This is a genomic window from Pseudomonas sp. Irchel s3h17 (genome assembly GCF_900187505.1).
Classification (GTDB): Bacteria; Pseudomonadota; Gammaproteobacteria; order Pseudomonadales; family Pseudomonadaceae; genus Aquipseudomonas.
In genome coordinates this window covers 91,396-116,214 of sequence record NZ_FYDL01000003.1, presented here as the reverse complement: position 1 = coordinate 116,214, position 24,819 = coordinate 91,396, and the positions used below count along the sequence as shown (strand labels likewise).

Annotated in this window: 20 protein-coding genes and 1 pseudogene; 14 read left to right on the top strand and 7 right to left on the bottom strand. The window is 61.6% G+C overall.

Going from position 1 to position 24,819, the window contains the following annotated elements; genetic code table 11:
- Positions 1 to 21 precede the first annotated feature (21 nt).
- Positions 22 to 2,460 (top strand): penicillin-binding protein 1A, encoded by a 2,439-nt coding sequence (locus CKW25_RS04620; protein ID WP_371854744.1) that lies wholly within the window; start codon positions 22 to 24, stop codon positions 2,458 to 2,460.
- A 6-nt stretch (positions 2,461 to 2,466) separates the two neighbouring features.
- Here CKW25_RS04620 and CKW25_RS04615 read toward each other — a convergent pair whose 3' ends face one another.
- From CKW25_RS04615 to rpmE, 4 genes and pseudogenes are all read right to left on the bottom strand, one after another.
- Positions 2,467 to 3,540: an acyltransferase gene (locus CKW25_RS04615; protein WP_172736411.1), complete on the bottom strand. Its 1,074-nt coding sequence runs from the start codon at positions 3,538 to 3,540 to the stop codon at positions 2,467 to 2,469.
- Between the two features lie 202 nt (positions 3,541 to 3,742).
- Positions 3,743 to 5,011 (bottom strand): malic enzyme-like NAD(P)-binding protein, encoded by a 1,269-nt coding sequence (locus tag CKW25_RS04610; protein WP_095078016.1) that lies wholly within the window; start codon positions 5,009 to 5,011, stop codon positions 3,743 to 3,745.
- Positions 5,012 to 5,258: 247 nt separating this feature from the next.
- Positions 5,259 to 5,976: pseudogene (locus CKW25_RS04605) on the bottom strand (thermonuclease family protein); the annotation flags it as partial.
- Between the two features lie 32 nt (positions 5,977 to 6,008).
- The gene (rpmE, locus tag CKW25_RS04600) at positions 6,009 to 6,248 is read right to left on the bottom strand and encodes a 50S ribosomal protein L31 (RefSeq protein ID WP_095078015.1); all 240 of its coding nucleotides are present in this window, start codon (positions 6,246 to 6,248) and stop codon (positions 6,009 to 6,011) included.
- Positions 6,249 to 6,571: 323 nt separating this feature from the next.
- Between rpmE and CKW25_RS04595 the strand changes: the two genes are divergently transcribed.
- The 10 genes from CKW25_RS04595 (at position 6,572) to CKW25_RS04550 (ending at position 19,728) form a co-directional block, all read left to right on the top strand.
- The gene (locus tag CKW25_RS04595; protein ID WP_095078014.1) at positions 6,572 to 8,791 is read left to right on the top strand and encodes a primosomal protein N'; all 2,220 of its coding nucleotides are present in this window, start codon (positions 6,572 to 6,574) and stop codon (positions 8,789 to 8,791) included.
- Between the two features lie 266 nt (positions 8,792 to 9,057).
- Positions 9,058 to 10,794 (top strand): arginine--tRNA ligase, encoded by a 1,737-nt coding sequence (gene argS / locus CKW25_RS04590; RefSeq protein ID WP_095078013.1) that lies wholly within the window; start codon positions 9,058 to 9,060, stop codon positions 10,792 to 10,794.
- Between the two features lies 1 nt (position 10,795).
- Positions 10,796 to 11,494, top strand: a complete 699-nt coding sequence (locus tag CKW25_RS04585; protein WP_095078012.1) for an SPOR domain-containing protein — start codon at positions 10,796 to 10,798, stop codon at positions 11,492 to 11,494.
- 310 nt (positions 11,495 to 11,804) lie between these two features.
- Positions 11,805 to 12,335, top strand: coding sequence for an ATP-dependent protease subunit HslV (hslV, locus tag CKW25_RS04580; RefSeq protein ID WP_095078011.1), 531 nt, complete (start codon positions 11,805 to 11,807; stop codon positions 12,333 to 12,335).
- A gap of 54 nt (positions 12,336 to 12,389) precedes the next feature.
- Entirely contained in the window at positions 12,390 to 13,727 is a 1,338-nt protein-coding gene (hslU, locus tag CKW25_RS04575) for an HslU--HslV peptidase ATPase subunit (protein WP_095078010.1), read from the top strand.
- A gap of 206 nt (positions 13,728 to 13,933) precedes the next feature.
- A complete protein-coding gene (locus CKW25_RS04570; RefSeq protein ID WP_095078009.1) occupies positions 13,934 to 14,314 on the top strand; it encodes a gamma-butyrobetaine hydroxylase-like domain-containing protein in 381 nt (126 codons plus the stop codon).
- Between the two features lie 241 nt (positions 14,315 to 14,555).
- Complete coding sequence (phaC, locus tag CKW25_RS04565) at positions 14,556 to 16,235, top strand: class II poly(R)-hydroxyalkanoic acid synthase (protein ID WP_095078008.1); 1,680 nt, start codon at positions 14,556 to 14,558, stop codon at positions 16,233 to 16,235.
- A 157-nt stretch (positions 16,236 to 16,392) separates the two neighbouring features.
- Positions 16,393 to 17,250 (top strand): poly(3-hydroxyalkanoate) depolymerase, encoded by an 858-nt coding sequence (gene phaZ, locus CKW25_RS04560; protein ID WP_095078007.1) that lies wholly within the window; start codon positions 16,393 to 16,395, stop codon positions 17,248 to 17,250.
- Between the two features lie 112 nt (positions 17,251 to 17,362).
- Positions 17,363 to 19,045, top strand: a complete 1,683-nt coding sequence (gene phaC / locus CKW25_RS04555; RefSeq protein WP_095078006.1) for a class II poly(R)-hydroxyalkanoic acid synthase — start codon at positions 17,363 to 17,365, stop codon at positions 19,043 to 19,045.
- A 62-nt stretch (positions 19,046 to 19,107) separates the two neighbouring features.
- Positions 19,108 to 19,728, top strand: coding sequence for a TetR/AcrR family transcriptional regulator (locus CKW25_RS04550; RefSeq protein WP_095078005.1), 621 nt, complete (start codon positions 19,108 to 19,110; stop codon positions 19,726 to 19,728).
- A gap of 112 nt (positions 19,729 to 19,840) precedes the next feature.
- On the opposite strand, the gene CKW25_RS04545 is transcribed toward CKW25_RS04550, so the two are convergent.
- From CKW25_RS04545 to CKW25_RS04535, 3 genes are all read right to left on the bottom strand, one after another.
- The gene (locus CKW25_RS04545; RefSeq protein ID WP_095078004.1) at positions 19,841 to 20,614 is read right to left on the bottom strand and encodes a phasin family protein; all 774 of its coding nucleotides are present in this window, start codon (positions 20,612 to 20,614) and stop codon (positions 19,841 to 19,843) included.
- Positions 20,615 to 20,624: 10 nt separating this feature from the next.
- Positions 20,625 to 21,047 (bottom strand): phasin family protein, encoded by a 423-nt coding sequence (locus tag CKW25_RS04540; RefSeq protein ID WP_095078003.1) that lies wholly within the window; start codon positions 21,045 to 21,047, stop codon positions 20,625 to 20,627.
- A gap of 328 nt (positions 21,048 to 21,375) precedes the next feature.
- Positions 21,376 to 21,651 (bottom strand): polyhydroxyalkanoic acid system family protein, encoded by a 276-nt coding sequence (locus CKW25_RS04535; protein ID WP_095078002.1) that lies wholly within the window; start codon positions 21,649 to 21,651, stop codon positions 21,376 to 21,378.
- A 155-nt stretch (positions 21,652 to 21,806) separates the two neighbouring features.
- On the opposite strand from CKW25_RS04535, the gene ubiE reads away from it, so the two are divergent.
- From ubiE to ubiB, 3 genes are read left to right on the top strand one after another with little or no spacing between them, the layout of a single operon-like run.
- Entirely contained in the window at positions 21,807 to 22,577 is a 771-nt protein-coding gene (ubiE, locus tag CKW25_RS04530; RefSeq protein ID WP_095078001.1) for a bifunctional demethylmenaquinone methyltransferase/2-methoxy-6-polyprenyl-1,4-benzoquinol methylase UbiE, read from the top strand.
- A complete protein-coding gene (locus tag CKW25_RS04525; protein WP_095078000.1) occupies positions 22,577 to 23,200 on the top strand; it encodes an SCP2 domain-containing protein in 624 nt (207 codons plus the stop codon). Before ubiE ends, CKW25_RS04525 begins: the two co-directional genes overlap by 1 nt.
- Positions 23,197 to 24,801 carry a ubiquinone biosynthesis regulatory protein kinase UbiB gene (gene ubiB / locus CKW25_RS04520; RefSeq protein ID WP_095077999.1) on the top strand — a complete coding sequence of 535 codons (1,605 nt, stop codon included), beginning with the start codon at positions 23,197 to 23,199 and terminating at the stop codon, positions 24,799 to 24,801. The genes CKW25_RS04525 and ubiB overlap by 4 nt, the downstream gene beginning before the upstream one ends.
- Positions 24,802 to 24,819 lie beyond the last annotated feature (18 nt).

Below are 24,819 nucleotides of genomic sequence, written 5' to 3'. Positions count from 1 at the left end.
CCTGGATATCCAAAAGCCTTGATTCGTCTGCTGAAATTTTTCGGGTGGTCCATCGTCGCCATTTTCTGCGGACTGCTCCTGAGTCTGAGTGGCGCGTTTCTTTACCTTAGCCCGGGGCTTCCCTCGGTGGAGGCGCTCAGAAGCATCCAGTTGCAGATCCCTTTGCGGGTCTACAGCAGCGACGACAAGTTGATCGCAGAATTTGGCGAAATGCGCCGTACACCGATACGTTTCGCCGACATTCCCCCCAATTTCATTAATGCGTTACTAAGTGCTGAAGACGACAACTTCGCCAATCACTATGGCGTCGACCCCAGCAGCCTGATGCGTGCCGCCACCCAGCTGATCAAAAGCGGACACATCCAGTCCGGCGGCAGCACCATCACCATGCAGGTCGCCAAGAACTTCTTCCTGACCAGCGAACGCAGCTTCTCGCGCAAGACCACGGAGATCCTCCTGGCCCTGCAGATCGAGCGTCAGCTGACCAAGGACGAGATCCTCGAGCTCTATGTGAACAAGATCTACCTGGGCAACCGCGCCTACGGCATCGAGGCGGCGGCACAGGTGTATTACGGCAAGTCGATCCGTGACGTCACCCTGGCGCAGATGGCAATGATTGCCGGCCTGCCCAAGGCCCCGTCGCGCTTCAACCCGCTGGCCAACCCGACGCGCAGCAAGGAACGTCGCGACTGGATCCTGGGGCGCATGTACAAGCTCGGTAAAATCACCGAAGCCGACTACACCACGTCGATCAACGAACCGCTGAACGCCAGCTACCATGTGCCGACCCCGGAAGTGAACGCGCCGTACATCGCTGAAATGGCCCGCGCCGAAATGGTCGGGCGCTATGGCAGCGACGCCTACACGGAAGGTTTCCGCGTCACCACCACCGTGCCGAGCAACCTTCAGGAGATGGCCAACACTGCCGTCCATGAAGGCCTGATGACCTACGACCAGCGCCACGGCTATCGCGGCCCTGAATCGCGCCTGCCAGGCAAGACACTCGACGCCTGGGCTGCCGAGCTGACCAAGCAGCGCACCATCAGCGGCCTGGAGCCGGCCATCGTCACCCAGGTCGACAAGCAGGGCCTGCAGGTACTGACCCGCACCGGCGCCGAGCACGTCAGCTGGGACACCATGAAGTGGGCGCGGCCGTTCCTGAATACCAACAGCATGGGCCCCGTCCCACGCCAGCCTTCGGACGTCGCCCAGGTCGGCGACCTGATCCGCGTACAGCGTCAGCCCGATAACAGCCTGAAGTTCAGCCAGGTCCCGGTCGCCCAGGGCGCACTGGTCTCGCTGGATCCGCAAAACGGGGCAATCCGCGCACTGGTCGGCGGCTTCGCCTTCGAACAGAGCAACTACAACCGCGCCATGCAGGCCAAGCGCCAACCGGGCTCGAGCTTCAAACCCTTCGTCTACAGCGCCGCACTGGATAACGGCTACACCGCCTCCAGCCTGGTGAACGATGCGCCGATCGTGTTTGTCGACGAGTACCTGGACAAGGTCTGGCGCCCGAAGAACGACACCAACACCTTCCTCGGCCCGATCCGCATGCGTGAGGCGCTGTACAAGTCGCGCAACCTGGTATCGATCCGCCTGCTCCAGGCGCTGGGCGTGGACCGCACCATCGACTACATCAGTAAGTTCGGCTTCAACAAGGACGACCTGCCACGCAACCTCTCGCTGGCCCTGGGCACGGCGACGCTGACACCGATGGAAATCGCGACCGGTTGGAGCACCTTTGCCAACGGCGGCTACAAGATCACGCCGTACATCATCGACAAGATCGAGAGCCGCAATGGCGACACGCTGTTCGTCGCCAACCCGCCAAGCGTGCCCCAGGGCGCCATCGCCAGCGACGGCATTGCCGTACCGACTACCGAAGCCTTCACGGTCAACGCCGCACCCGGCCAGACCCCGGTCGATCAAGCCGCCACACCCGCGCCGGCCGTGGCCGAGCGCATCATCGACGGGCGCACGACCTACATCCTCAACAGCATGCTGCAGGACGTGATCAAGCTTGGCACGGGCCGCCGCGCCCTGGCCCTGGGGCGCACCGACCTCGCCGGCAAGACCGGGACCACCAACGAATCCAAGGACGCCTGGTTCTCGGGCTACAACGCCGACTACGTAACCACCGTCTGGGCCGGATTCGACCAGCCGGAGAGCCTGGGCAGGCGGGAGTATGGTGGTACGGTGGCACTGCCCATCTGGATGAACTACATGGGCGCCGCACTCAAGGACAAGCCGCCCCATACCCAGGCCGAACCTGAAGGCATACTCAGCCTGCGAGTGGACCCGATCAGCGGTCGCGCAGCATCACCAGGTACGCCGGGCGCCTACTTCGAACTGTTCAAGAGCGAAGACACGCCACCGACCGGCAGCGAACTGGGCAACGGCACCGCACCGGGCAGCCCGCTGCCAGCGGACGAAGTCGCGCCGATCGATTTGTTCTGACCTCGCTCATTCACCCCGCAATTCGCTGCGCTCCACCGGCAACTCCGGTGGCAGCTTCCCAACCCGATGACGGTCGAGGAAGATGACGCGCAGCCGCCTGGTCATTGGCAACTCCACCAGCCGATAGATGCTGATTGCGACCAGATAACACAGGCCGATGGCCAGCGCTGCTATCAGGTAGGCGAGCAGGCCCGACGTATCGAACACGTGGAAAACCTTGTTGAACACCTTCATCACGTAGGGGTGGAACAGATACAGGGAATAGCTGGCGTCGCCGAGCAGCACCATCCCCCAGGGCAGGCGCAGACCTGCCAGACCATGCACCATCGCCAGAAAGCACAAGGTGGCCGGAATCCCCCAGTAAATGCTGCGCCCCAGAGTCGTCGCAAAGGTCTCATTGAACGGCATGCTGGCAATACAGGTGACACTGATCAGCACCAAAACCACTCGCACCCCGATCGTGGGCCCGGAGGCGCGCCAGCCAGCGGTGCGGGCATACAGCGTGTAGCAGCCCATGCCGAAGGCAAATTCCGCAAGAATTTCAGAGCTATAGAAATCCAGAATCACTGAGTCGAACTTCATCCACTGCCCCAGCAGCACCAGGACTATGAGTACCAGCGAGCAGATCAGCAGGCGGTGGCGATGACTGATGGCCATGGACAGAGCAAACAGGACGTAGAAGAACATCTCGAAGTTCAGGGTCCAGCCGAGGAACAACAGGGGCTGAACGTACTCACCCTTCTGGTAGGGAATGAACAGCAGCGACTTGATAAGGCCGGTCAGATCCGCCGTGGTGTTGTCCAGCAAGCTGGGCAGCAGCAGGGCCACGCCAAATACGCCAAAGGTGCCCAGCCAGTAAAGCGGCACGACCCGGATCACACGCTTGGTGAAAAAGTGTCTTTTCGACTTGGCGGTAACCAGGGCCATGATGAAGCCACTGATCACGAAAAAGATGTCGACGCCCCAGGCACCATTGCGAAACAGCGGGACGTGTTGAACGACCACGGCCGTCGCCGCTATTGCCCGCAGAAACTGGACGCTGTCCAGCTTGTCGACCGAAGCCTCGATGGCGGAAGACATGCAGAACCCCTTTTCAATCTGCTCGAGCAAAGCGACATTGAGCATGCTGTCATAGAAAAGAAGCTTCTTCGCACGACTACGCCTCTTGGCAAGGCTGAGTAAAGCAGATCGCACCGATCCCGCTACACCACCCATCGCCCGCCAGAATGCAAAAAGCCCCGACTCGCGAGAGCCGGGGCTTGGGGTTTGACGCTACGCAGGCTTAGCCGTTGAACACGTCATCCACGCTTTTGAGCGGGTAGTTCTTCGGATACGGCAGGGTCGCCACACCGGTCTCGATCGCGGCCTTGGCCACGGCGTCGGAGATCACGGTGATCAGGCGGGCATCCATTGGTTTCGGGATGATGTACTCACGACCGAATTCCAGCTTGATGCCGCCGTAGGCGTCGCACACTTCCTGAGGTACCGGCAGCTTGGCCAGTTCACGCAGGGCGTTGGCCGCTGCCACTTTCATTTCTTCGTTGATGCGCTTGGCGCGAACGTCCAGGGCACCACGGAAGATGAACGGGAAGCCCAGTACGTTGTTCACCTGGTTCGGGTAGTCCGAACGGCCGGTCGCCATGATCACGTCGTCACGGGTGGCGTGAGCCAGTTCCGGGGCGATTTCTGGATCCGGGTTCGAGCAGGCGAACACGATCGGGTTGGCCGCCATGGATTTCAGGCCTTCGGCGCTCAGCAGGTTCGGGCCGGACAGGCCGACGAACACGTCAGCACCTTGCAAGGCGTCTGCCAGGGTGCGCTTGTCGGTCGCGTGGGCGAAGACCGCCTTGTACTGGTTCAGGTCGTCACGGCCGGAGTGGATCACACCGGTACGGTCAACCATGTAGATGTTTTCGATGTTGGCGCCCATGCTCACCAGCAATTTCATGCAGGAGATGGCGGCAGCACCGGCGCCCAGGCAGACGATCTGGGCATCGGCAAGGGTTTTGCCCGCGATTTCCAGGGCGTTGATCATGCCGGCCGCGGTCACGATCGCGGTGCCGTGCTGGTCATCGTGGAACACCGGAATGTCGCACTGCTCGATCAGGGCACGTTCGATCTCAAAGCACTCAGGTGCCTTGATGTCTTCCAGGTTGATGCCGCCGAACGTGATGGAGATGCGCTTTACGGTGTCGATGAAGGCTTGCGGGCTCTCGGAGTCGACTTCGATGTCGAACACGTCGATACCAGCGAAACGCTTGAACAGTACACCCTTGCCTTCCATGACTGGCTTGGACGCCAATGGGCCGAGGTTACCCAGGCCGAGAATCGCGGTGCCATCGGAAATGACTGCAACCAGGTTGCCCTTGCCGGTGTACTTGTAGGCCAGTTCAGGATCGCGAGCGATTTCGCGTACTGGCTCGGCTACGCCGGGGCTATAGGCCAGCGACAGGTCGCGGACGGTAGCAGTGGCCTTGGTGAGCTCGACACTCAGCTTCCCTGGACGAGGATTGGCATGATATTCGAGAGCGGCAGTTTTCAGATCAGACATGGGGGCATTCCGCTTTTACTGTTGGACAGACTGGTCGCCGAGGATACGCGCCTCGCAAAGTCCCCACAAGACTGACCAGTCACCCCTGTCAAGCGCCCTGCCCTACGACTTTGGGCCAAGAGCCACGGAACACAAGGGCTTAACTGTTCACAATCACCATAAAAAATGTCTACAATTTTTCTCAGGCGGACACCCGCAACACCGTCGAACGGGTCAAAAATTGCAACCAGCGCGCCCGAGCGGATTACAAATGCCCTTGCCGCGAACGTTCGAGCTCCCGGCTACGCACCTCGATCCACTTGCCTTGGCGTCGTTTCAGTGTCGGCAGATCAAATGGATTGAACTGATTGGGTGCAACGCGCAATACAAACGAGCCCTGCAAATCGATCCAAACCCCGCCACGATTGCACTGTCCCCTGCTCACACGACCACTGACCACGGCGAATCCGCAAGCTGTGATCTGCTCCGTTTTCAGCACAGGAGACTGCCGCCATATTCCCAGTCCGGCCCGCCGTGCACTGCGTTCGGCCGCTTGTTGGCAACTGATCAGATCGACATTCGGTGCCACCGCCACCAGGTAACCGAGACCTTCGGCGAGCATCTGCGCTTCAAGATTGGCGCCATTGGAACTGTAGAAATGGGCCAGGGTGCGCCCGTAGCGATCCTTGCTTTCCTGACCCACCAGCAAGCCCAGCCGCCCGTCGCTGGCCGCCACCAGGGCTTCCAGGCGCTTGCGTGCGGACACGGCAAAAGGCTCGCCGGAGCGTCCTTTTTTGCCCAGCTCAGGGGTGTTGAGGCCAATCATGCAGCACGCTGCGACCATCACTCAGGCGCACGGTGTCGCCATCCACCACGCGCTGCACGCTGACGGCTTGCAGCCCGACGGGTGCCGGACAGAAGGCCTGGGCGCTGGAGAGCCAAATCGCAGACACAAAAAAGGCGCCCGCAAGGGACGCCTTTTTCATCAGCAGGGAAAAGCCCGTCGGGCTTTTCAGCCTTACTCTGCAGCAGCAGGAGCCACTTCAGCTTTCTTGCCGAAAGCACCGAAACGGTCTGCGAAGCGCTGTACACGGCCGCCAGTATCCAGAGTCTTCTGCTTACCGGTGTAGAACGGGTGGCACTCGTTGCATACGTCGATCGCCAGAGGCTTGGCCAGGTTCGAACGAGTTTCGAACTTGTTGCCACAGCTGCAGGTTACTGCGGTGATTTCGTATGTTGGATGGATATCGGCTTTCATGGTGATTCCTCAGGCTAGCGTGCCGCCACTCAACACCATTGTTGAATACCGCACGTAATTAGGCCGCGGATTCTACCAGACCTTTTCATTCGCGCAAGCGGTCCAAAGCGCCCTCCATCAGAAAACATGGCCCGCTGCCAGCGGCGTCTTTCAACGCCATTCGGCGCGGCTACCCCCCATAGTGCCAAGCGTCATCGCAGCGCCTTGCCTGGCATCAGAATCCGCTCGCCAACAGGTGAACGGCTTCCTGATGGAGGACACGACCCCGACCGTCTGCTAGGCTCCGCCCCCTCTTCACCACCCGCCCAGTGAGATCATCCCGCGTGCCCGACGCCATACTGCGCCTCGCCCTGCCTTCGCCCCTGCGCCGCCTGTTCGACTACCGCGCCCCGGCCGGCGTGCTGCGTGCGCAGTTGCATCCCGGCATGCGCCTGCGCGTGCCGTTCGGGCGCCGCGAGATGATCGGCATCCTGGTGGAGGTCACCGACCACAGCGAGGTTCCGGCCGACAAGCTCAAGCCAGCCCTGGCGCTGCTCGATGCCACGCCGCCACTACCGGCATCACTGTTCAAGCTATGCCTGTGGACCTCCCAGTATTATCAGCACAGCCTCGGCGATACCTTGAGCTGGGCACTGCCGGTGCTGTTGCGCCAAGGCGAACTGGCCGAAGCACGCCAGGAGCGCTTCTGGTCGATCACCCCGGGCGCCAGGCTCGACGATCCGCGCATTGCCCGCGCCCCGCGCCAGCGCGAGGCCCTGGCGACCCTGGCCCAGCACCCTCACGGCGTCGCTCATCAACTGCTGAGCAAGCTGATGCTGAGCAAGGACAGTCTTGACCTGCTGCTGGCCAAGGAACTGGTACAGGTGGACATCCGCAAGCACGCGCCTTGCGAGCGCCATGAACATTGGCTGGCCCAGCCGGAGCTGCCACTGAACCCGGAGCAACGCGCCGCCTACGAAGCCATCAGCGCGGGCCTGGACAGCTTCCATGCGTTCCTGTTGGCCGGCGTGACGGGCAGCGGCAAGACCGAAGTCTATTTGCAGCTGATCCGCGAGACCCTCGAGGCCGGCAAGCAAGCGCTGGTGCTGATCCCCGAGATCAACCTCGGGCCGCAAACCCTGGCGCGCTTCGAGCAACGCTTCAATGCGCGCATCGCGCTCGTGCACTCGTCAGTCAACGACCGTGAACGCCTGGAGTCCTGGCTGGCGGCCCGCGATGGCGAGGCCGACATTATTATCGGCACCCGCTCGGCGCTGTTCACGCCGATGAAAAACCCTGGCCTGATCATCATCGACGAAGAGCACGACGGCTCCTATAAACAGCAGGAAGGCTTGCGTTACCACGCCCGTGACCTGGCGCTGGTACGGGCACGACAGGAAAACATCCCGATAGTCCTCGGCTCTGCGACCCCTTCCCTGGAAAGCCTGCACAACGCCTACACCGGTCGCTACGGGCTGCTGCGCCTGAACGAACGGGCTGGCGGCGCCAAGCAACCACGCTTCCTGCGCCTGGACGTGAAAAGCCGTCCGCTGGACAGCGGCATCTCCGGCCCCATGCAACAGGCCATCGGCCAGACCCTCGCCGCCGGCCAGCAAGTCCTGGTGTTTCTCAACCGCCGAGGGTTTGCGCCAACCCTGCTCTGTCACGATTGCGGCTGGATGTCCGAATGCCAGCGTTGCGACGCGCGCATGACCGTACACCAGCGCCACGGCGAATTACGCTGCCACCACTGCGGCTATGTAGAACGGGCTCCGCGCAATTGCCCGAAATGCGGCACGGTCGATCTGCGGCCGGTGGGCGCCGGCACCGAGCGCGCCGAAGAACGCCTGGGGATATTGTTCCCGGACTACCCGGTGCTGCGGGTCGACCGCGACAGTACGTCGCGCAAAGACGCGATGAACCAGCTGTTCGCAACCATCCAGAAAGGTCAGCCATGCATCCTGGTGGGCACGCAGATGCTCGCCAAAGGGCATCACTTCCCCCGGGTGACCCTGGTGTCGATCCTGGATGCCGACGGTGGGTTGTTCTCGGGTGACTTCCGCGCCAGCGAGCGCATGGCCCAGCTGATCGTCCAGGTCGCCGGACGCGCCGGTCGCGCCGAAGAGCCGGGCAAAGTGATCATCCAGACCCACCTGGCAGACCATCCATTGCTGGTGCAACTGACTGAACAAGGTTACTTCGCCTTTGCCGAACAGGCCTTGAGCGAACGCCGCGCGGCCGGACTGCCGCCCTTTGCCCACCTGGCGCTGCTGCGCGCCGAAGCACACAAGCCCGGGCAGGCCGAAGGCTTCCTTGATGAAGCCTGCAGCGAGGCCGAGCGCTTGCTGGCCGAACAGAACCTGAGCGGGATCGAACTGCTCGGCCCGGTGCCGGCCCCCATGGAGCGCCGGGCGGGACGGTATCGCGCCCAACTGTTGCTGCAAGCCACGGCGCGGGCGCCGCTGCATCGGCTGCTCAGTGCGTGGCTGCTGGTACTGGAGCAGATGCCGAGCGGCCGAGCGGTGCGCTGGTCGCTGGATGTCGACCCCGTGGATTTGTATTGAATCAACGTGGCGAGGGAGCTTGCTCCCGCTCGGGTGCGCAGCAGCCGCAAACATGGAGCCCTGTTCCGGCAAGAAGAACACGGCAGCCGATTTCAGGAGCGCTTCGCGCCCCAGCGGGAGCAAGCTCCCTCGCCACAAAGTAATCAGCCGCCGTAAGTCCACAATGAACCTACAATGGTTGGCAAGCCCGACTTCGCAACGGATAATGCCCAGTTTTTCCACCCGCGCATTGATGCGCCGCCGCCCTGCGGTTGAAAGAGAAGACCATGAAAGACACCATTCGCCAGTTGATCCAGCAAGCCCTCACCCAACTCGTTACCGACGGTGTGTTGCCTGAAGGCCTGACGCCGGCGATTCAGGTGGAGAACTCCCGTGACAAGACTCACGGCGACTTCGCCAGCAACATCGCCATGATGCTGGCCAAACCTGCCGGCATGAAACCGCGCGACCTGGCGGAAAAAATCATTGCCGCGCTGCCGGTTGACGAAAACGTCAGCAAGGCTGAAATCGCCGGCCCCGGGTTCCTCAACTTCTTCCAGAACACCCAGGCCCTGGCCGCGCGCCTGGATGCAGCCCTGGCCGACGCTCAAGTAGGCGTGCGCAAGACCGGCCCAGTCCAGCGTACCGTGGTCGACCTGTCGGCACCGAACCTGGCCAAGGAAATGCACGTCGGCCACTTGCGCTCGACCATCATCGGCGACGGCGTGGCACGGGTCCTGGAGTTCCTCGGCGACACCGTGATCCGCCAGAACCACGTTGGCGACTGGGGCACCCAGTTCGGCATGCTAATGGCGTACCTGCAGGAAAACCCGATCACCAGCGACGAGCTGTCGGACCTCGAGAACTTCTACCGTGCCGCCAAGCAACGCTTCGACGAATCCGCAGAGTTCGCCGACCGCGCCCGCGGCCTGGTGGTCAAGCTGCAGGCCGGCGATGCGGAATGCCTGGCGCTGTGGACCAAGTTCAAGGACATCTCGCTGTCCCACTGCCAGAAGATCTACGAACAGCTGAACGTCAAACTGACCATGGCCGACGTCATGGGCGAAAGCGCCTACAACGACGACCTGATCAACGTGGTCAACGACCTCAAGGCCAAGGGCATGCTGGTCGAGAGCAACGGCGCCCAGTGCGTGTTCCTCGACGAGTTCAAGAACGCCGACGGCGAGCCGCTGCCGGTGATCATCGTCAAGGCTGACGGCGGCTACCTCTACGCCACCACTGACCTGGCCGCCGTGCGCTACCGTAGCGGCGTGCTCAAGGCCGACCGCGCGCTGTACTTCGTCGACCAGCGCCAGGCCCTGCACTTCCAGCAAGTGTTTGCCGTAGCGCGTATGGCCGGCTTCGTGACCCATCCGATGGAAATGGAACACATGGGCTTCGGCACCATGAACGGCGCCGATGGCCGTCCATTCAAGACCCGTGATGGCGGCACCGTGAAGCTGATCGACCTGCTGAACGAAGCCAAGGAACGCGCCTACACCCTGGTGAAGGAAAAAAATCCGGAGCTGGCCGAAGCCGACCTGCGCAACATCGCCAAAGTCGTCGGTATTGGCGCAGTGAAATACGCCGACCTGTCCAAGCACCGCACCAGCGACTACAGCTTCAACTTCGACCTGATGCTGAACTTCGAAGGCAACACCGCGCCGTACCTGCTGTACGCCTACACCCGTGTGGCCGGCGTATTCCGCAAGCTTGGCAAGGATTTCAGCGAAGTCGAAGGGCAAATCGTCCTCGAAGCCGCGCACGAACAGGAACTGGCGGCCAAGCTGGCGCAGTTCGCTGAAGTGCTGAACAACGTGGCCGACAAGGGCACGCCGCACACCCTCTGCACTTACCTGTACGACGTCGCCGGCCTGTTCTCCAGCTTCTACGAGAACTGCCCGATCCTCGGTGCCGAAACCCCGGCACAGATGCAGAGCCGCTTGCGCCTTGCCGCGCTGACCGGTCGCACTCTCAAGCAAGGCCTTGAACTCCTGGGCCTGGAAACTCTGGAGCGCATGTAAGTTGGCCGCCAAGAAAAAACCTGCACCCAAGCGTGGCGCCAGCCGTTACCAAGCTCCTGCAAAACAGCCGATCCCGGGCTGGCTATGGATGGCCATCGGCCTGACCGTCGGCGCGTTCATCGTGTTCCTGATGAAGCTGGAGCCGGGCAAGGGCGACGACGTCAAGCGGGTCAAGCAGGAAGAGCAGAAAGCCACGCGGATCGCCGAGGCCAACAAGACCCCGCCGAGCCCGCAGCAGCCGGTGAAGCCGAAGTACGACTTCTACACCCTGCTGCCGGAATCGGAGGTCATCGTACCGCCTGACGCCGTGCCGGAAAAAACCCTGCCGACACCGCAGACCGCCCCGTTGGCGCCTGTGACCCCGGCAGAAGCGGCGAAGATCGACACCGCCCGCGCCCAGGCCGCCCTGAGCGGACTCACCCCGCCACCAGCGCCGCCCGTGGCCAAGGCGGCGCCCGTGACCAAGTTTTTCCTGCAGGCAGGGTCGTTCCGCAAGGAAGCCGACGCCGACAAGGTCCGGGCACAGATCATTCTGCTCGGCCAGGCAGTATCGGTGGAGTCCGGCACGGTGAAGGATGAAACCTGGTACCGCGTCCTGGTCGGCCCGTTCAGCAACCGCGAACAACTGACCACCGCCCAGAAACAACTGGCCGGCAGCGGCTTCAGCAACCTGTTGTTACAACAACGCCAGAGCCGCTGATCCCACTTTACTGGCAGAAGCCATCTGCTTTTGTGGCGAGGGAGCTTGCTCCCGCTGGAGTGCGAAGCGCTCCCAATCCGGGCATTGCGGTATGCCAGACAAACCGCGATGCCCGGATTCACGACTGCTTCGCCCGAGCGCGGACCGGCCGACGGGAGCAAGCGCCTTTGCCACAGGGATTCACTTGTATCCTCTTTCACCCATGACAAACCGCTCGTCCCCGGCTACGTCCTACAGTTGAAAAACGCTCCGCCACCCCCATATGAGTTTGCATAAGGCATTTTCGCCCCGCTGCGTGGAGACTCTTCCCTTGACCACCATCGTTTCAGTTCGCCGCCACGGCAAAGTCGTCATGGGCGGCGACGGCCAGGTTTCTCTGGGCAACACCGTGATGAAAGGCAACGCGAAAAAAGTTCGCCGCCTGTACCACGGCCAGGTCATCGCCGGCTTTGCTGGCGCCACCGCTGACGCCTTTACCCTCTTCGAACGCTTCGAAGGCCAGCTTGAAAAGCACCAGGGCCATCTGGTCCGGGCGGCCGTCGAGCTTGCCAAGGAATGGCGTACCGACCGCTCCCTGAGCCGCCTCGAAGCCATGCTCGCCGTCGCCAACAAAGACGCCTCCCTGATCATCACCGGCAACGGCGATGTGGTTGAGCCCGAAGATGGCCTGATCGCCATGGGATCCGGTGGCGCCTTTGCCCAGGCCGCCGCCAGTGCCCTGCTGAAAAAAACCGACCTGTCGGCCCGGGAAATCGTTGAAACCGCCCTCGGCATTGCCGGCGACATCTGTGTATTCACCAACCACACTCAGACCATTGAGGAGCAGGACTGCGCCGAGTAAGCCTGTTTCGGCCACGCGCCACGACTCACTCTTGCTTGAGGTCCGCCAAATATTATGTCCATGACTCCCCGTGAAATCGTCCACGAACTCAATCGCCATATCATCGGCCAGGACGATGCCAAGCGCGCCGTCGCCATCGCCCTGCGTAACCGCTGGCGCCGGATGCAGCTGCCTGAAGAGCTGCGCGTAGAAGTCACCCCCAAGAACATCCTGATGATCGGCCCGACCGGTGTCGGCAAGACCGAAATCGCCCGTCGCCTGGCCAAACTGGCCAATGCACCGTTCATCAAGGTCGAAGCGACCAAGTTCACCGAAGTCGGCTACGTCGGCCGTGACGTCGAGTCGATCATCCGTGACCTGGCCGATGCCGCGATCAAGCTGCTGCGCGAGCAGGAAATGATCAAGGTCCGCCATCGCGCCGAAGACGCCGCCGAAGAGCGCATCCTCGACGCGCTGCTGCCGCCGGCACGCATGGGCTTCAACAACGACGAAGCCCCGACTGCCGACTCCAACACCCGCCAGCTGTTCCGCAAGCGCCTGCGCGAAGGTCAGCTGGATGACAAGGAAATCGAAATCGAAGTCGCCGAAGTCTCCGGCGTCGACATCTCCGCGCCTCCTGGCATGGAAGAGATGACCAACCAGCTGCAGAGCCTGTTCGCCAACATGGGCAAGGGCAAGCGCAAGAATCGCAAGCTCAAGGTCAAGGAAGCACTGAAACTGGTGCGCGACGAAGAGGCCAGCCGCCTGGTCAATGACGAAGAACTCAAGGCCAAGGCGCTGGAAGCGGTCGAGCAGCACGGCATCGTGTTCATCGACGAAATCGACAAGGTCGCCAAGCGCGGCAATTCCGGCGGCGTCGACGTATCCCGCGAAGGCGTACAGCGCGACTTGCTGCCACTGATCGAAGGCTGCACGGTCAACACCAAGCTGGGCATGGTCAAGACCGACCACATTCTGTTCATTGCTTCGGGTGCGTTCCACCTGAGCAAGCCGAGCGACCTGGTACCTGAGTTGCAAGGCCGCCTGCCGATTCGCGTCGAACTCAAGGCCCTGAGCCCGGAAGATTTCGAACGCATTCTCAGCGAGCCCCACGCGTCCCTGACCGAACAATATTGCGCCCTGCTGAAAACCGAAGGCCTGGGCATCGAGTTCCAGCCGAGCGGCATCAAGCGCATCGCGGAGATCGCCTGGCAGGTCAACGAGAAGACCGAAAACATCGGTGCCCGTCGCCTGCACACCCTGCTCGAGCGCCTGCTCGAAGAGGTGTCGTTCAGCGCCGGCGACCTGGCCAGCACCCACAGCGACCAGCCAATCCGCATCGACGCCGACTACGTCAACAACCACCTGGGCGAATTGGCGCAGAACGAAGACCTGTCCCGTTATATCCTGTAGGTCACATTCTGTGTGAGCGGGCTTCTGTGGCGAGGGAGCTTGCTCCCGCTCGGCTGCGCAGCAGTCGTGAACCCGGCGAATGGGGTCTGTCAGATAGACCGCGTTCTCCGATTTCAGGATCGCTTCGCGACCCAGCGGGAGCAAGCTCCCTCGCCACAAGTTCACCCGCCGACACAGGGCCTCCATAAAGACGGACGACCGGCCCCATGACGACCCAACTCCCCACCGCCATCAACCTGCACAAAGCCTCGAAAACCCTGACGCTCAAATATGCGTCCGGCGAGGAATATCACCTGAGCGCGGAATTCCTTCGCGTGCACTCCCCCTCCGCCGAGGTCCAGGGCCACGGCAAACCTGTCCTGCAGTTTGGCAAGATCAACGTCGGCCTGAGCAAGGTAGAACCGGCCGGTCAGTACGCACTGAAATTGACCTTCGATGACGGCCACGACAGCGGCCTGTTCACCTGGGAATATCTCTACGAGCTGGCGCGACGTTATGACGCACTCTGGGACGACTATCTCGCCGAGCTCAAAGCCGCCGGAAAATCCCGCGATCCCAGCGAGTCTGTCGTCAAGCTGATGCTCTAGCTCAAGGCTTTCGCACTTTAGAGCGCATTTTCTAATTTCATCTGTTTGAATGCGTCGGCCAAAGGCCAATGACGGGCCTGCTTGCGAAAAAAATTAAACTCCGGTAACCAATGGATCTGGCAAGTTCCGTGCATTTGTAGCGGTGTGCAATTAACGGTCACCTGAGAGTAGTGCCTGGCATTTGCTGTGTGACTACACAGCTAGACTCAGGAACTCATATCAGGACAATGGAGCGTCGTAGATGAGTAACAAGAATAACGATGACCTGAAAACCCAAGCCTCGGAAAATACCCTGGGGCTCAACCCGGTCATCGGCTTGCGTCGAAAAGATCTGCTTACCTCTGCCCGCATGGTGCTGACCCAGGCCATCAAACAACCCATCCACAGCGTCAAGCATGTTGCCCATTTCGGCATCGAGCTCAAGAACGTCATGTTCGGCAAGTCCGAACTGCAACCGGCAGGCGATGACCGTCGCTTCAACGATCCGGCCTGGAGCCAGAACCCGCTGTACAAACGCTACCTGCAAACCTACCTGGCGTGGCGCAAGGAACTCCACGACTGGATTGACGAGAGCAACCTCTCCGATCAGGACATCAACCGCGGGCACTTCGTGATCAACCTGATGACCGAAGCCATGGCCCCGACCAACAGCGCGGCCAACCCCGCGGCGGTCAAGCGCTTCTTCGAGACCGGCGGCAAGAGCCTGCTCGACGGCCTCTCCCACCTGGCCAAGGACCTGGTCCACAACGGCGGCATGCCGAGCCAGGTCAACATGGGCGCCTTCGAAGTCGGCAAGAGCCTGGGCACCAGCGAGGGTGCGGTGGTTTTCCGCAACGACGTGCTGGAGCTGATCCAGTACCGCCCCACCACCGAGCAAGTGTACGAACGCCCGCTGCTGGTGGTACCGCCACAGATCAACAAATTCTACGTGTTCGACCTGAGCCCGGAAAAAAGCCTGGCGCGTCACTGCTTGCGCAGCAACCTGCAGACCTTCATCGTCAGCTGGCGCAACCCGACCAAGGAACAGCGCGAGTGGGGGCTGTCGACCTACATCGAGGCGCTCAAGGAAGCGATCGACGTCATCACGGCCATCACCGGCAGCAAGGACGTGAACATTCTCGGCGCCTGCTCCGGCGGCATCACCTGCACCGCACTGCTGGGCCACTACGCCGCGATCGGCGAGAAGAAGGTCAACTCCCTCACCCTGCTGGTCAGCGTGCTCGACACCACCCTTGATTCCCAGGTTGCGCTGTTCGTCGACGAACAGACCCTGGAAAGCGCCAAGCGTCACTCCTACCAGGCCGGCGTGCTGGAAGGTCGCGACATGGCGAAAGTCTTCGCCTGGATGCGCCCCAACGACCTGATCTGGAACTACTGGGTCAACAACTACCTGCTGGGCAACGAGCCGCCGGTATTCGACATCCTGTTCTGGAACAACGACACCACCCGGTTGCCCGCGGCGTTCCACGGCGACCTGATCGAAATGTTCAAAAGCAACCCATTGACCCGCGCCGATGCACTGGAAGTGTGCGGCACGCCCATCGACCTCAAGCAGGTCACGTCCGACGTCTATGCCCTGGCGGGCACCAGCGACCACATCACCCCGTGGAAGTCCTGCTACAAGTCGGCGCAGCTGTTCGGTGGCAAGGTCGAATTCGTACTGTCGAGCAGCGGGCACATCCAGAGCATTCTGAACCCGCCGGGCAACCCGAAATCGCGCTATATGACCAGCACCGAGATGGCGGCGACGGCGGATGAATGGCAAGAAAACTCGACCAAGCACACCGATTCCTGGTGGCTGCACTGGCAGGCCTGGCAGGCCGAGCGCTCGGGCAAACTGAAAAAGGCCCCGACCGCGCTTGGCAACAAGACCTACACCGCAGGTGAAGCCGCACCGGGGACCTATGTGCATGAACGCTAACTGATACCTCCCTCCCCCTGTGGGAGCGGGCTTGCCCGCGAAGACGGCGGCACATCCGACAACGGTGTGTCAGTCGGTTCGCCGGCGCGAGCAGCTCGCTCCCAGAGGGGATGAGGGAGAACATAGAGCCAGCGATACAACCCACAGGGCTTGAAGCATGCCGCAACCGTTCATATTCCGTACCGTCGATCTGGATGGCCAAACCATCCGCACCGCGGTACGTCCCGGCAAGCCTCACTTGACCCCCTTGCTGATCTTCAATGGCATTGGCGCCAACCTGGAGCTGGTGTTTCCGTTCATCCAGGCACTGGACCCGGACCTGGAAGTGATTGCCTTCGACGTGCCAGGTGTCGGCGGATCATCGACACCCCGCCGCCCCTATCGATTTCCCGGCCTGGCCAAACTGACTGCGCGGATGCTCGATTACCTGGATTACGGCCAGGTCAATGTGGTCGGCGTGTCATGGGGGGGCGCCCTCGCCCAGCAGTTCGCCCACGACTATCCCGAGCGCTGCAAGAAGCTGGTGCTGGCGGCGACGGCGGCCGGTGCCGTGATGGTGCCGGGCAAGCCGAAAGTGCTGTGGATGATGGCCAGCCCACGACGCTACATTCAGCCGTCCCACGTGATCCGTATCGCGCCACTGATCTACGGTGGTGCGTTCCGCCGCGACCCGAACCTGGCCGCGGAACACGCCAGCAAAGTGCGTTCGGCGGGCAAGCTGGGGTACTACTGGCAGCTTTTCGCCGGCCTGGGATGGACCAGCATTCACTGGCTGCACAAGATTCATCAGCCGACCCTGGTCCTGGCCGGTGACGACGATCCGCTGATACCGCTGATCAATATGCGCGTGCTCGCCTGGCGTATTCCCAACGCCCAGCTACACATAATCGACGACGGTCATTTATTCCTGATCACCCGGGCCGAAGCCGTCGCCCCGATCATCATGAAATTTCTCCAGGAAGAACGCCAACGGGCGGTCATGCATCCGCACCCGACGCCCCATGGCAGCACTTGACTGACGGCGCACACCGACAAGGCAGTCGGGAGCCCCAGGGAAGTTCGCAGCCAAGCGTATGCACTGCGAGCGTGATGTACTTGTTGAAGGCTTGACGAAGGAGTGTTGACTCATGCGAGACAAACCAGCGCCGGGCACCTTGCCCACAGCCGCTGCATTCATCAATGCTCAGAATGCGATCACCGGTCTGCGCGGCCGGGATCTGTTTTCGACGCTGCGCAGCGTTGCCGCCCACGGCTTGCGCCATCCGGTGCACAGCGCCAGGCACGCGCTGGCCCTGGGCGGTCAATTGGGCCGAGTGTTGCTGGGCGAGACCCTGCATCACCCCAACCCTGCGGACAGCCGCTTCGCCGACCCGAGCTGGAGCCTGAATCCGTTTTACCGGCGCAGTCTCCAGGCCTACCTGAGCTGGCAGAAACAGGTCAAAAGCTGGATCGATGAAAGCGGCATGTCGGACGATGATCGTGCCCGCGCGCACTTCGCCTTTACCTTGCTCAACGATGCGGTATCGCCCTCCAACACCCTGCTCAACCCCCTGGCGATCAAGGAACTGTTCAACTCCGGCGGTCACAGTGTGGTTCGTGGCCTGTCTCATCTGCTGGATGACCTGATGCACAACAACGGCCTGCCCAGCCAGGTCGCCAAGCACGCGTTCGAGGTCGGCAAAACGGTTGCCACCACCTCCGGTGCCGTGGTGTTTCGCAATGAGCTGCTGGAGTTGATGCAATACAAGCCCATGAGCGAAAAGCAGTACGCCAAACCCCTCCTGGTGGTGCCGCCGCAGATCAACAAGTACTACATTTTCGACCTGAGCCCGAACAACAGCTTTGTGCAGTTCGCCCTGAAAAACGGCCTGCAGGTGTTCATGATCAGCTGGCGCAACCCGGACGTGCGCCACCGTGAATGGGGCCTGTCCAGTTACGTCGAAGCGGTGGAAGAAGCCATGAACGCCTGCCGGGCAATCACCGGCAGCCGCGAGGTCAACCTGATGGGTGCCTGTGCGGGCGGGCTGACCATTGCCGCGCTGCAAGGGCACCTGCAAGCCAAGCGACAGCTACGGCGGATCTCCAGCGCCACCTACCTGGTGAGCCTGCTGGACAGCGAGCTGGAAAGCCCGGCCGCGTTGTTTGCCGACGAGCAGACCCTCGAGGCAGCCAAGCGTCGCTCCTACCAGAAAGGCGTGCTCGAAGGTCGCGACATGGCCAAGGTCTTTGCCTGGATGCGCCCCAACGACCTGATCTGGAACTACTGGGTCAACAATTATCTGCTGGGCAAAGAACCGCCCGCGTTCGACATCCTCTACTGGAACAACGACAACACGCGCCTGCCAGCGGCCTTCCACGGTGACCTGCTGGACTTCTTCAAGCACAACCCGCTGACCCATCCCGGTGGCCTGGAAGTCTGCGGCACACCGATCGACCTGCAGAAAGTCACCGTCGACAGTTTCAGCGTGGCCGGCATGAACGACCACATCACCCCGTGGGACGCCGTCTACCGCTCAACCCTGCTGCTGGGCGGCAACCGGCGTTTCGTCCTGTCCAACAGCGGTCATGTGCAGAGCATTCTCAACCCGCCGAGCAACCCCAAGGCCAACTATGTCGAAAGTCCGAAACTGACCAGCGACCCACGGGCCTGGTATTACGACGCCAAGCATTTCGATGGCAGCTGGTGGACCCAATGGCTTGACTGGATACAGGAGCGGTCCGGCGCGCAACGCGAAACCCTGACGGCGCTGGGCAATCAGCACTACCCACCGATGGAGGCAGCGCCAGGCACCTACGTGCGCGTGCGCTGATCTGTCTTTGTGCCACGGCCGGCCTGCTGGCCGTGGCTCGACTCGATCACTAAGAAGACTGGATGAAAACCCGCGACCGGATTCTCGAATGTGCCCTGTTGTTGTTCAACCAGAAGGGCGAACCGAATGTCTCCACCATGGAAGTTGCCAATGAAATGGGGATCAGCCCGGGCAACCTCTACTACCACTTTCACGGCAAGGAGCCGCTGATCCTGGGCCTGTTCGAACGCTTCCAGAGCGAACTGACACCACTGCTCGACCCGCCGCCGGATGTCCGGCTGACCGCGGAAGACTACTGGCTGTTCCTGCACCTGATCATCGAGCGGCTGGCCCACTACCGTTTCCTGTTCCAGGACCTGTCGAACCTGGCCGGACGCCTGCCGAAACTGGCCAAGGGCATCCGCAACCTGCTCAACGCCCTCAAACGGACGCTGGCCTCGCTACTGGCGCGGCTCAAGGCGGAAGGACGACTGGTCAGCGACACCCAGGCCCTGGGGCAACTGGTGGAACAGATCACCATGACCTTGCTGTTCTCACTGGACTATCAGCGGATTCTCGACCGCGAAGGCGAGGTACGGGTGGTGGTCTACCAGATCATGATGCTGGTGGCCCCGCACCTGCTGCCACCGGCAAAAGTCGCCACCGAGCGCTTGGCGTTGCAGTACCTGGAAGAGCACGAGTAGATCCGGCCCGGGAACGCTCATCACCCCGCGCCAGCACCCGTGAAAACGCTGAGTCCACAAACAAAAACGCCCGACCTTCGCAGGCCGGGCGTTTTTGCATGTCCCGTATGAATCAGGACTGACTGGTTGGCGCCGATGGTACTGGCGTTACAGTCGGGGCCGCAGCTGGCGCGGGTGCCGAGACGGAGTTCGCCGGGCTTACCGCAGCGGCTGGAGTGGCCGGCTTGGCAGCGGCCACTACCGGTTTCGGCGCGGCAGCTTTCGGGGCTGCTGGCTTCCGGGCCACTGGCTTCTTCACTGCGGCAGGCTTGGCCGCTGCGGTTTTCGCAGCAGGCTTTGCAGCAGCTTTGGCGGCAACCGGTTTAGCCGCAGGCTTGGCGGCTGCGGTTTTTACTGCTGGCTTGGCAGCAGGTTTTGTAGCAGCCTTCGCCGCGGGTTTGGCCGCTGCGGTTTTCGCCGCAACAGGCGCAACCTTGGCGCCGGTGAGTTTTTCGATTTGCTTGGTCAGGGTATCGACCTTGCTATGCAGCGCCTTGACTTCGTTGCGGCTTGGCACGCCAAGACGGGAAATGGCACTGTTCAGGCGCTTGTCGAAAGCCCCTTCCAGCTCGTCCCACTTGCCCAGTGCGCGATCTTTAACGCCACTGATGCGCGACTTGGCCGAGGTTGCGGTTTCCTTGGCAGCGTCAACTTTTTTGCCGACAGCGCTCTTGGTGAGCTTCTCGGCTTTCTCGCCATCCTTAACCAATGTATCGAAGAGTTTGCTGCCGTCAGTGTCGATCTTCGAGTACACGCCTAAACCAGCCAGCCAGATCTTGCGGGAGTAGTCTTCGACCTTCCCGATCCACGAGCTGCCTTCTTTCTCGGTGTTCTTCTTACCAGCCATCCCGTTCTCCTTAATGTTTACGCGCGACACGTTCGAGCAATGCCGTCAGCTCATCGAGCTTAGCAGAGAGTGTCTCAACGTCATGTTTAGACGCAATGCCGATACGATTCAAGGCACCGGCGACACGCGCATCAAATGCCTTCTCGACCTTGTCGAACTGGACTTCGACACGGCCCCTGAGACTGACGACATCCGTCTTGACGCTATCAATCTGGGTGTTGGCGGCTTCAAGTTGTTCAGTCACAACTTCTTTGCCTTTCTTTTCAACAGTTTGACCAGCCTTGATCAACTCTTGAAAGTAGTCGCTACCTTCCTGGCCGACCTTGGCGTAGGCACCCAGGCCTGCCAGCCAGATCTTGCGGGCATAGGATTTCACTTCATTCAACGTGGTCGGCTGAACGTCAGCTTTTTTCTTCAAAGATACTTTGGCCATGGTGCACCTCACGCGCAGAAGGTTTGAGGAACTGCCCGCAAAAGAGTCGGGCTCAGGCACAAGGTAGGGAGAAAAATTAGAAACGGCACCCTAACAACCGACATAACCCTTCGAATGCATGGCAATGAAAAACTGTGGGGTCAGGGTGCTTTTGTGGCGAGGGGGCTTGCCCCCGTTGGGTCGCGAAGCAGCCCCAACTTCTGCGACCGCGATTTGTCTGATTCACCGAGTCGCTGGATGTGCGACTGCTGCGCCCGAGCGCGGACCGGCCGACGGGGGCAAGCCCCCTCGCCACAGGTTTTGAGTCAGGCCATGCGCCGTGTGCGGATCAAACCAACGCTTTATCGAGGGCCTTTTCGATTTCCGCCTTGATGGTGCCGCTCATGGCCGACATCAGCATGCCCAACTCTACATCGATGCGAATCGAATCCTCGCCGACATGTACCGCGCCCTTCACGCCGGAACGCTTGAGGTTCAGGGTGTCGCCCGACCATTGCGGCTCCAGGCCATACTGATCGGCCAGCTTGCTCGCCAGCTTGTCGGCCTTCTCGCGGGCGGCTTCCTTACCCAGACTGTGGGCACGCTCAACACTAATACGGGCCATTGAATGACTCCTGATTTATGAATGCCTGGCCGGCACATCCTGACCCCTGCTGCGTCAAAACGTCCCGACGGTTGCCCATCTTACCTTCAGCCTTGCCAAGACAAAGCATCCCTTGGGGATTAGAATGTCGCGCAATCTCTTTTGGTGACAGCGATATGACTGACCAGCGCAAAGGCAGCGATGCCGAACCCACCACACACTTCGGCTTCAAAAACGTTCCGGAAAGCCAGAAAGCGGAAAAAGTCGCCGAGGTGTTCCACTCGGTAGCCGCCAAGTACGACTTGATGAACGACGTGCTGTCCGGCGGCATGCACCGCCTGTGGAAGCGTTTCACCATCGAACTGTCGGGTGTACGCGCAGGCAATCGCGTGCTGGACATCGCCGGCGGCACCGGCGACCTGGCAGCCAAGTTCTCCCACCTCGTCGGCCCGACCGGTCAGGTGGTGCTGGCCGACATCAACGAGTCCATGCTCAAGGTCGGTCGCGACCGCCTGCTGGACAAGGGCGTGGCCGGCAACATCGAATTCGTCCAGGCCGACGCTGAAAAGCTGCCGTTCCCGGACAACCACTTCGACTGCGTGACCATCGCCTTCGGCTTGCGCAACGTCACCCACAAGGAAGATGCCCTGCGCTCGATGCTGCGGGTGCTCAAGCCGGGCGGCCGCCTGCTGGTGCTGGAGTTCTCCAAGCCCACCAACGCGCTGATGTCCAAGGCCTATGACGCCTACTCGTTCGCCTTCATGCCAATGGTTGGCAAGCTGATCCTCAATGACCCGGAGAGCTATCGCTACCTGGCCGAGTCGATCCGCATGCACCCGAATCAGGAAACCCTGAAGTCGATGATGGTCGAAGCCGGCTTCGACCGCGTGACCTACCACAACATGACTGCCGGCATCGTCGCCCTGCACCGCGGCATCAAACCCTGATGCTGCTCGCCGGCCTGCTCGCCAGCGTCGAACTCGGCCTCAACCGGGTACTGCGGCTCGACAGCACAGCCCTGCCGCGCCTGGCCCATTTGAGTGGCAAGGTGATTGCCGTCGAGTGTCGCAGCCCGGCGCTCGAGCTGTTCATCCTGCCCAGCGATGAAGGCCTGATGCTGGCGTCCCATTGGGAAACCGCCGCCGATTGCACCTTGCGCGCACCCGCCTCGAGCCTGTTGGCGCTGGCCATGAGCAAGGACAAGACCTCGGTCCTGCACCGCCCCGAGGTGGAGCTGGACGGTGACAGCGGCGTGCTGCTGGAACTGGCCGCCGTGTTGCAGGACCTGGAGCTGGACTGGGAGTACGAACTCTCACGCTGGCTCGGCCCGGTTGCCACGCAACTGATTGGCGGCCACCTGCGCAGCCGCGCACGCTGGTATCAACAAGGTTTCACCAGCCTGAACCAGAACCTCGCCGAATACCTCGCCGAAGAATCGCGCACCCTGGTCGGCCAGCGCGAAGCCGAAGCGCGGTTCAGCGAGCTGGACCAGATCAAACTCGACCTGGAACGTCTTGAGGCGCGCTTCGAGCGTCTCTCCCGATCCCTTGATTCAAGCGATAACGCATGAAGCTGCTTGCCATCCGCCGTTTGTTGCGCATCCAGCGCGTCGTGATCCGCTACCGCCTCGATGACCTGCTGTTCGCCCTGCCACTGCCGTGGTTCCTGCTGGCGTTGCGTTATGCGTTGCCATGGCGCTGGTTCCCGCGCAAGACCCTGGACCTGAGCCGGGGCGCTCGCTTGCGCCTGGCCTTGCAGGACCTGGGGCCGATCTTCATCAAGTTCGGGCAGATCCTCTCCACCCGCCGCGACCTGCTGCCCGAAGACATCGCCGATGAACTGATGTTGCTGCAGGACCGGGTACCGCCCTTCGATTCACAGGTGGCGGTCAAGCTGATCGAAGAACAGCTGGGCAAGAAGATCAGCGACGTGTTCAGCCGCTTCGACATCGAACCGCTGGCCTCGGCCTCGGTCGCCCAGGTGCATGCCGCGCAACTCAAAAGCGGTGAAGAGGTGGTGGTCAAGGTCATCCGCCCCGGCCTCAAGCCAATCATCGCGCAGGACCTGGCGTGGCTGTTCATTCTCGCCCGCGCCGCGGAAAAGCTCTCTGCCGACGCACGCTTGCTGCACCCGGTAGACGTGGTCAGCGACTACGAAAAAACCATCTACGACGAGCTCGACCTGCTGCGCGAAGCCGCCAACGCCAGCCAGCTCAAACGCAATTTCGACGACTCGCCACTGCTGTACGTGCCCCAGGTCCATTGGGACTGGTGCCGCCCGAAAGTGCTGGTGATGGAGCGTATCTACGGGATTCAGGTCACTGACCTGGCGACCCTGGCCGACCAGCGCACCGACATGAAAATGCTCGCCGAGCGCGGCGTGGAGATCTTCTTCACCCAAGTGTTCCGCGACAGCTTTTTCCACGCCGACATGCACCCGGGCAACATCTTCGTCAGCACCGTGAACCCCTGGAGCCCGCAGTACATTGCCATAGACTGCGGGATCGTCGGCAGCCTGACCCCCGAGGACCAGGACTACCTGGCGCGCAACCTGTTCGCGTTCTTCAAGCGTGACTACCGGCGCGTCGCGCAGCTGCACATCGATTCGGGCTGGGTACCGGCCGAAACCAAGCTCAACGAATTCGAGGCGGCGATCCGCACGGTGTGCGAGCCGATCTTCGAAAAACCACTGAAGGATATTTCCTTCGGCCAGGTACTGATGCGCCTGTTCCAGACCGCGCGACGCTTCAACATGGAAGTGCAGCCACAGCTGGTATTGCTGCAAAAGACCCTGCTCAACATCGAAGGCCTGGGCCGTCAGCTGTACCCGGACCTGGACCTGTGGAACACCGCACAGCCCTTCCTTGAACGCTGGATGCGCGAACGCGTGAGTCCCAAGACCCTGCTGGGCAACCTGCACAGTCAGGTCGAGCAATTGCCGCACCTGGCCAACATGACCCGCGACCTGCTCGAGCGCATGTCCCAGCCCCACGTGGCCAACACGCCACCTGCCTGGCACCGCCGCTCGGACGACTGGTTCCTGCGCCTGCTCGGCACCGCCCATCTGGCCGGCGGCGCGATCCTGCTGGCCGGCGGCCCATTGAACGAACTGGGCCACTGGCCGGGGGCGATCATGGTTGCCGTGGGCTTGTATCTGGTCGTTCGCCGATAGCCAGCCGGGTTGCCGGCT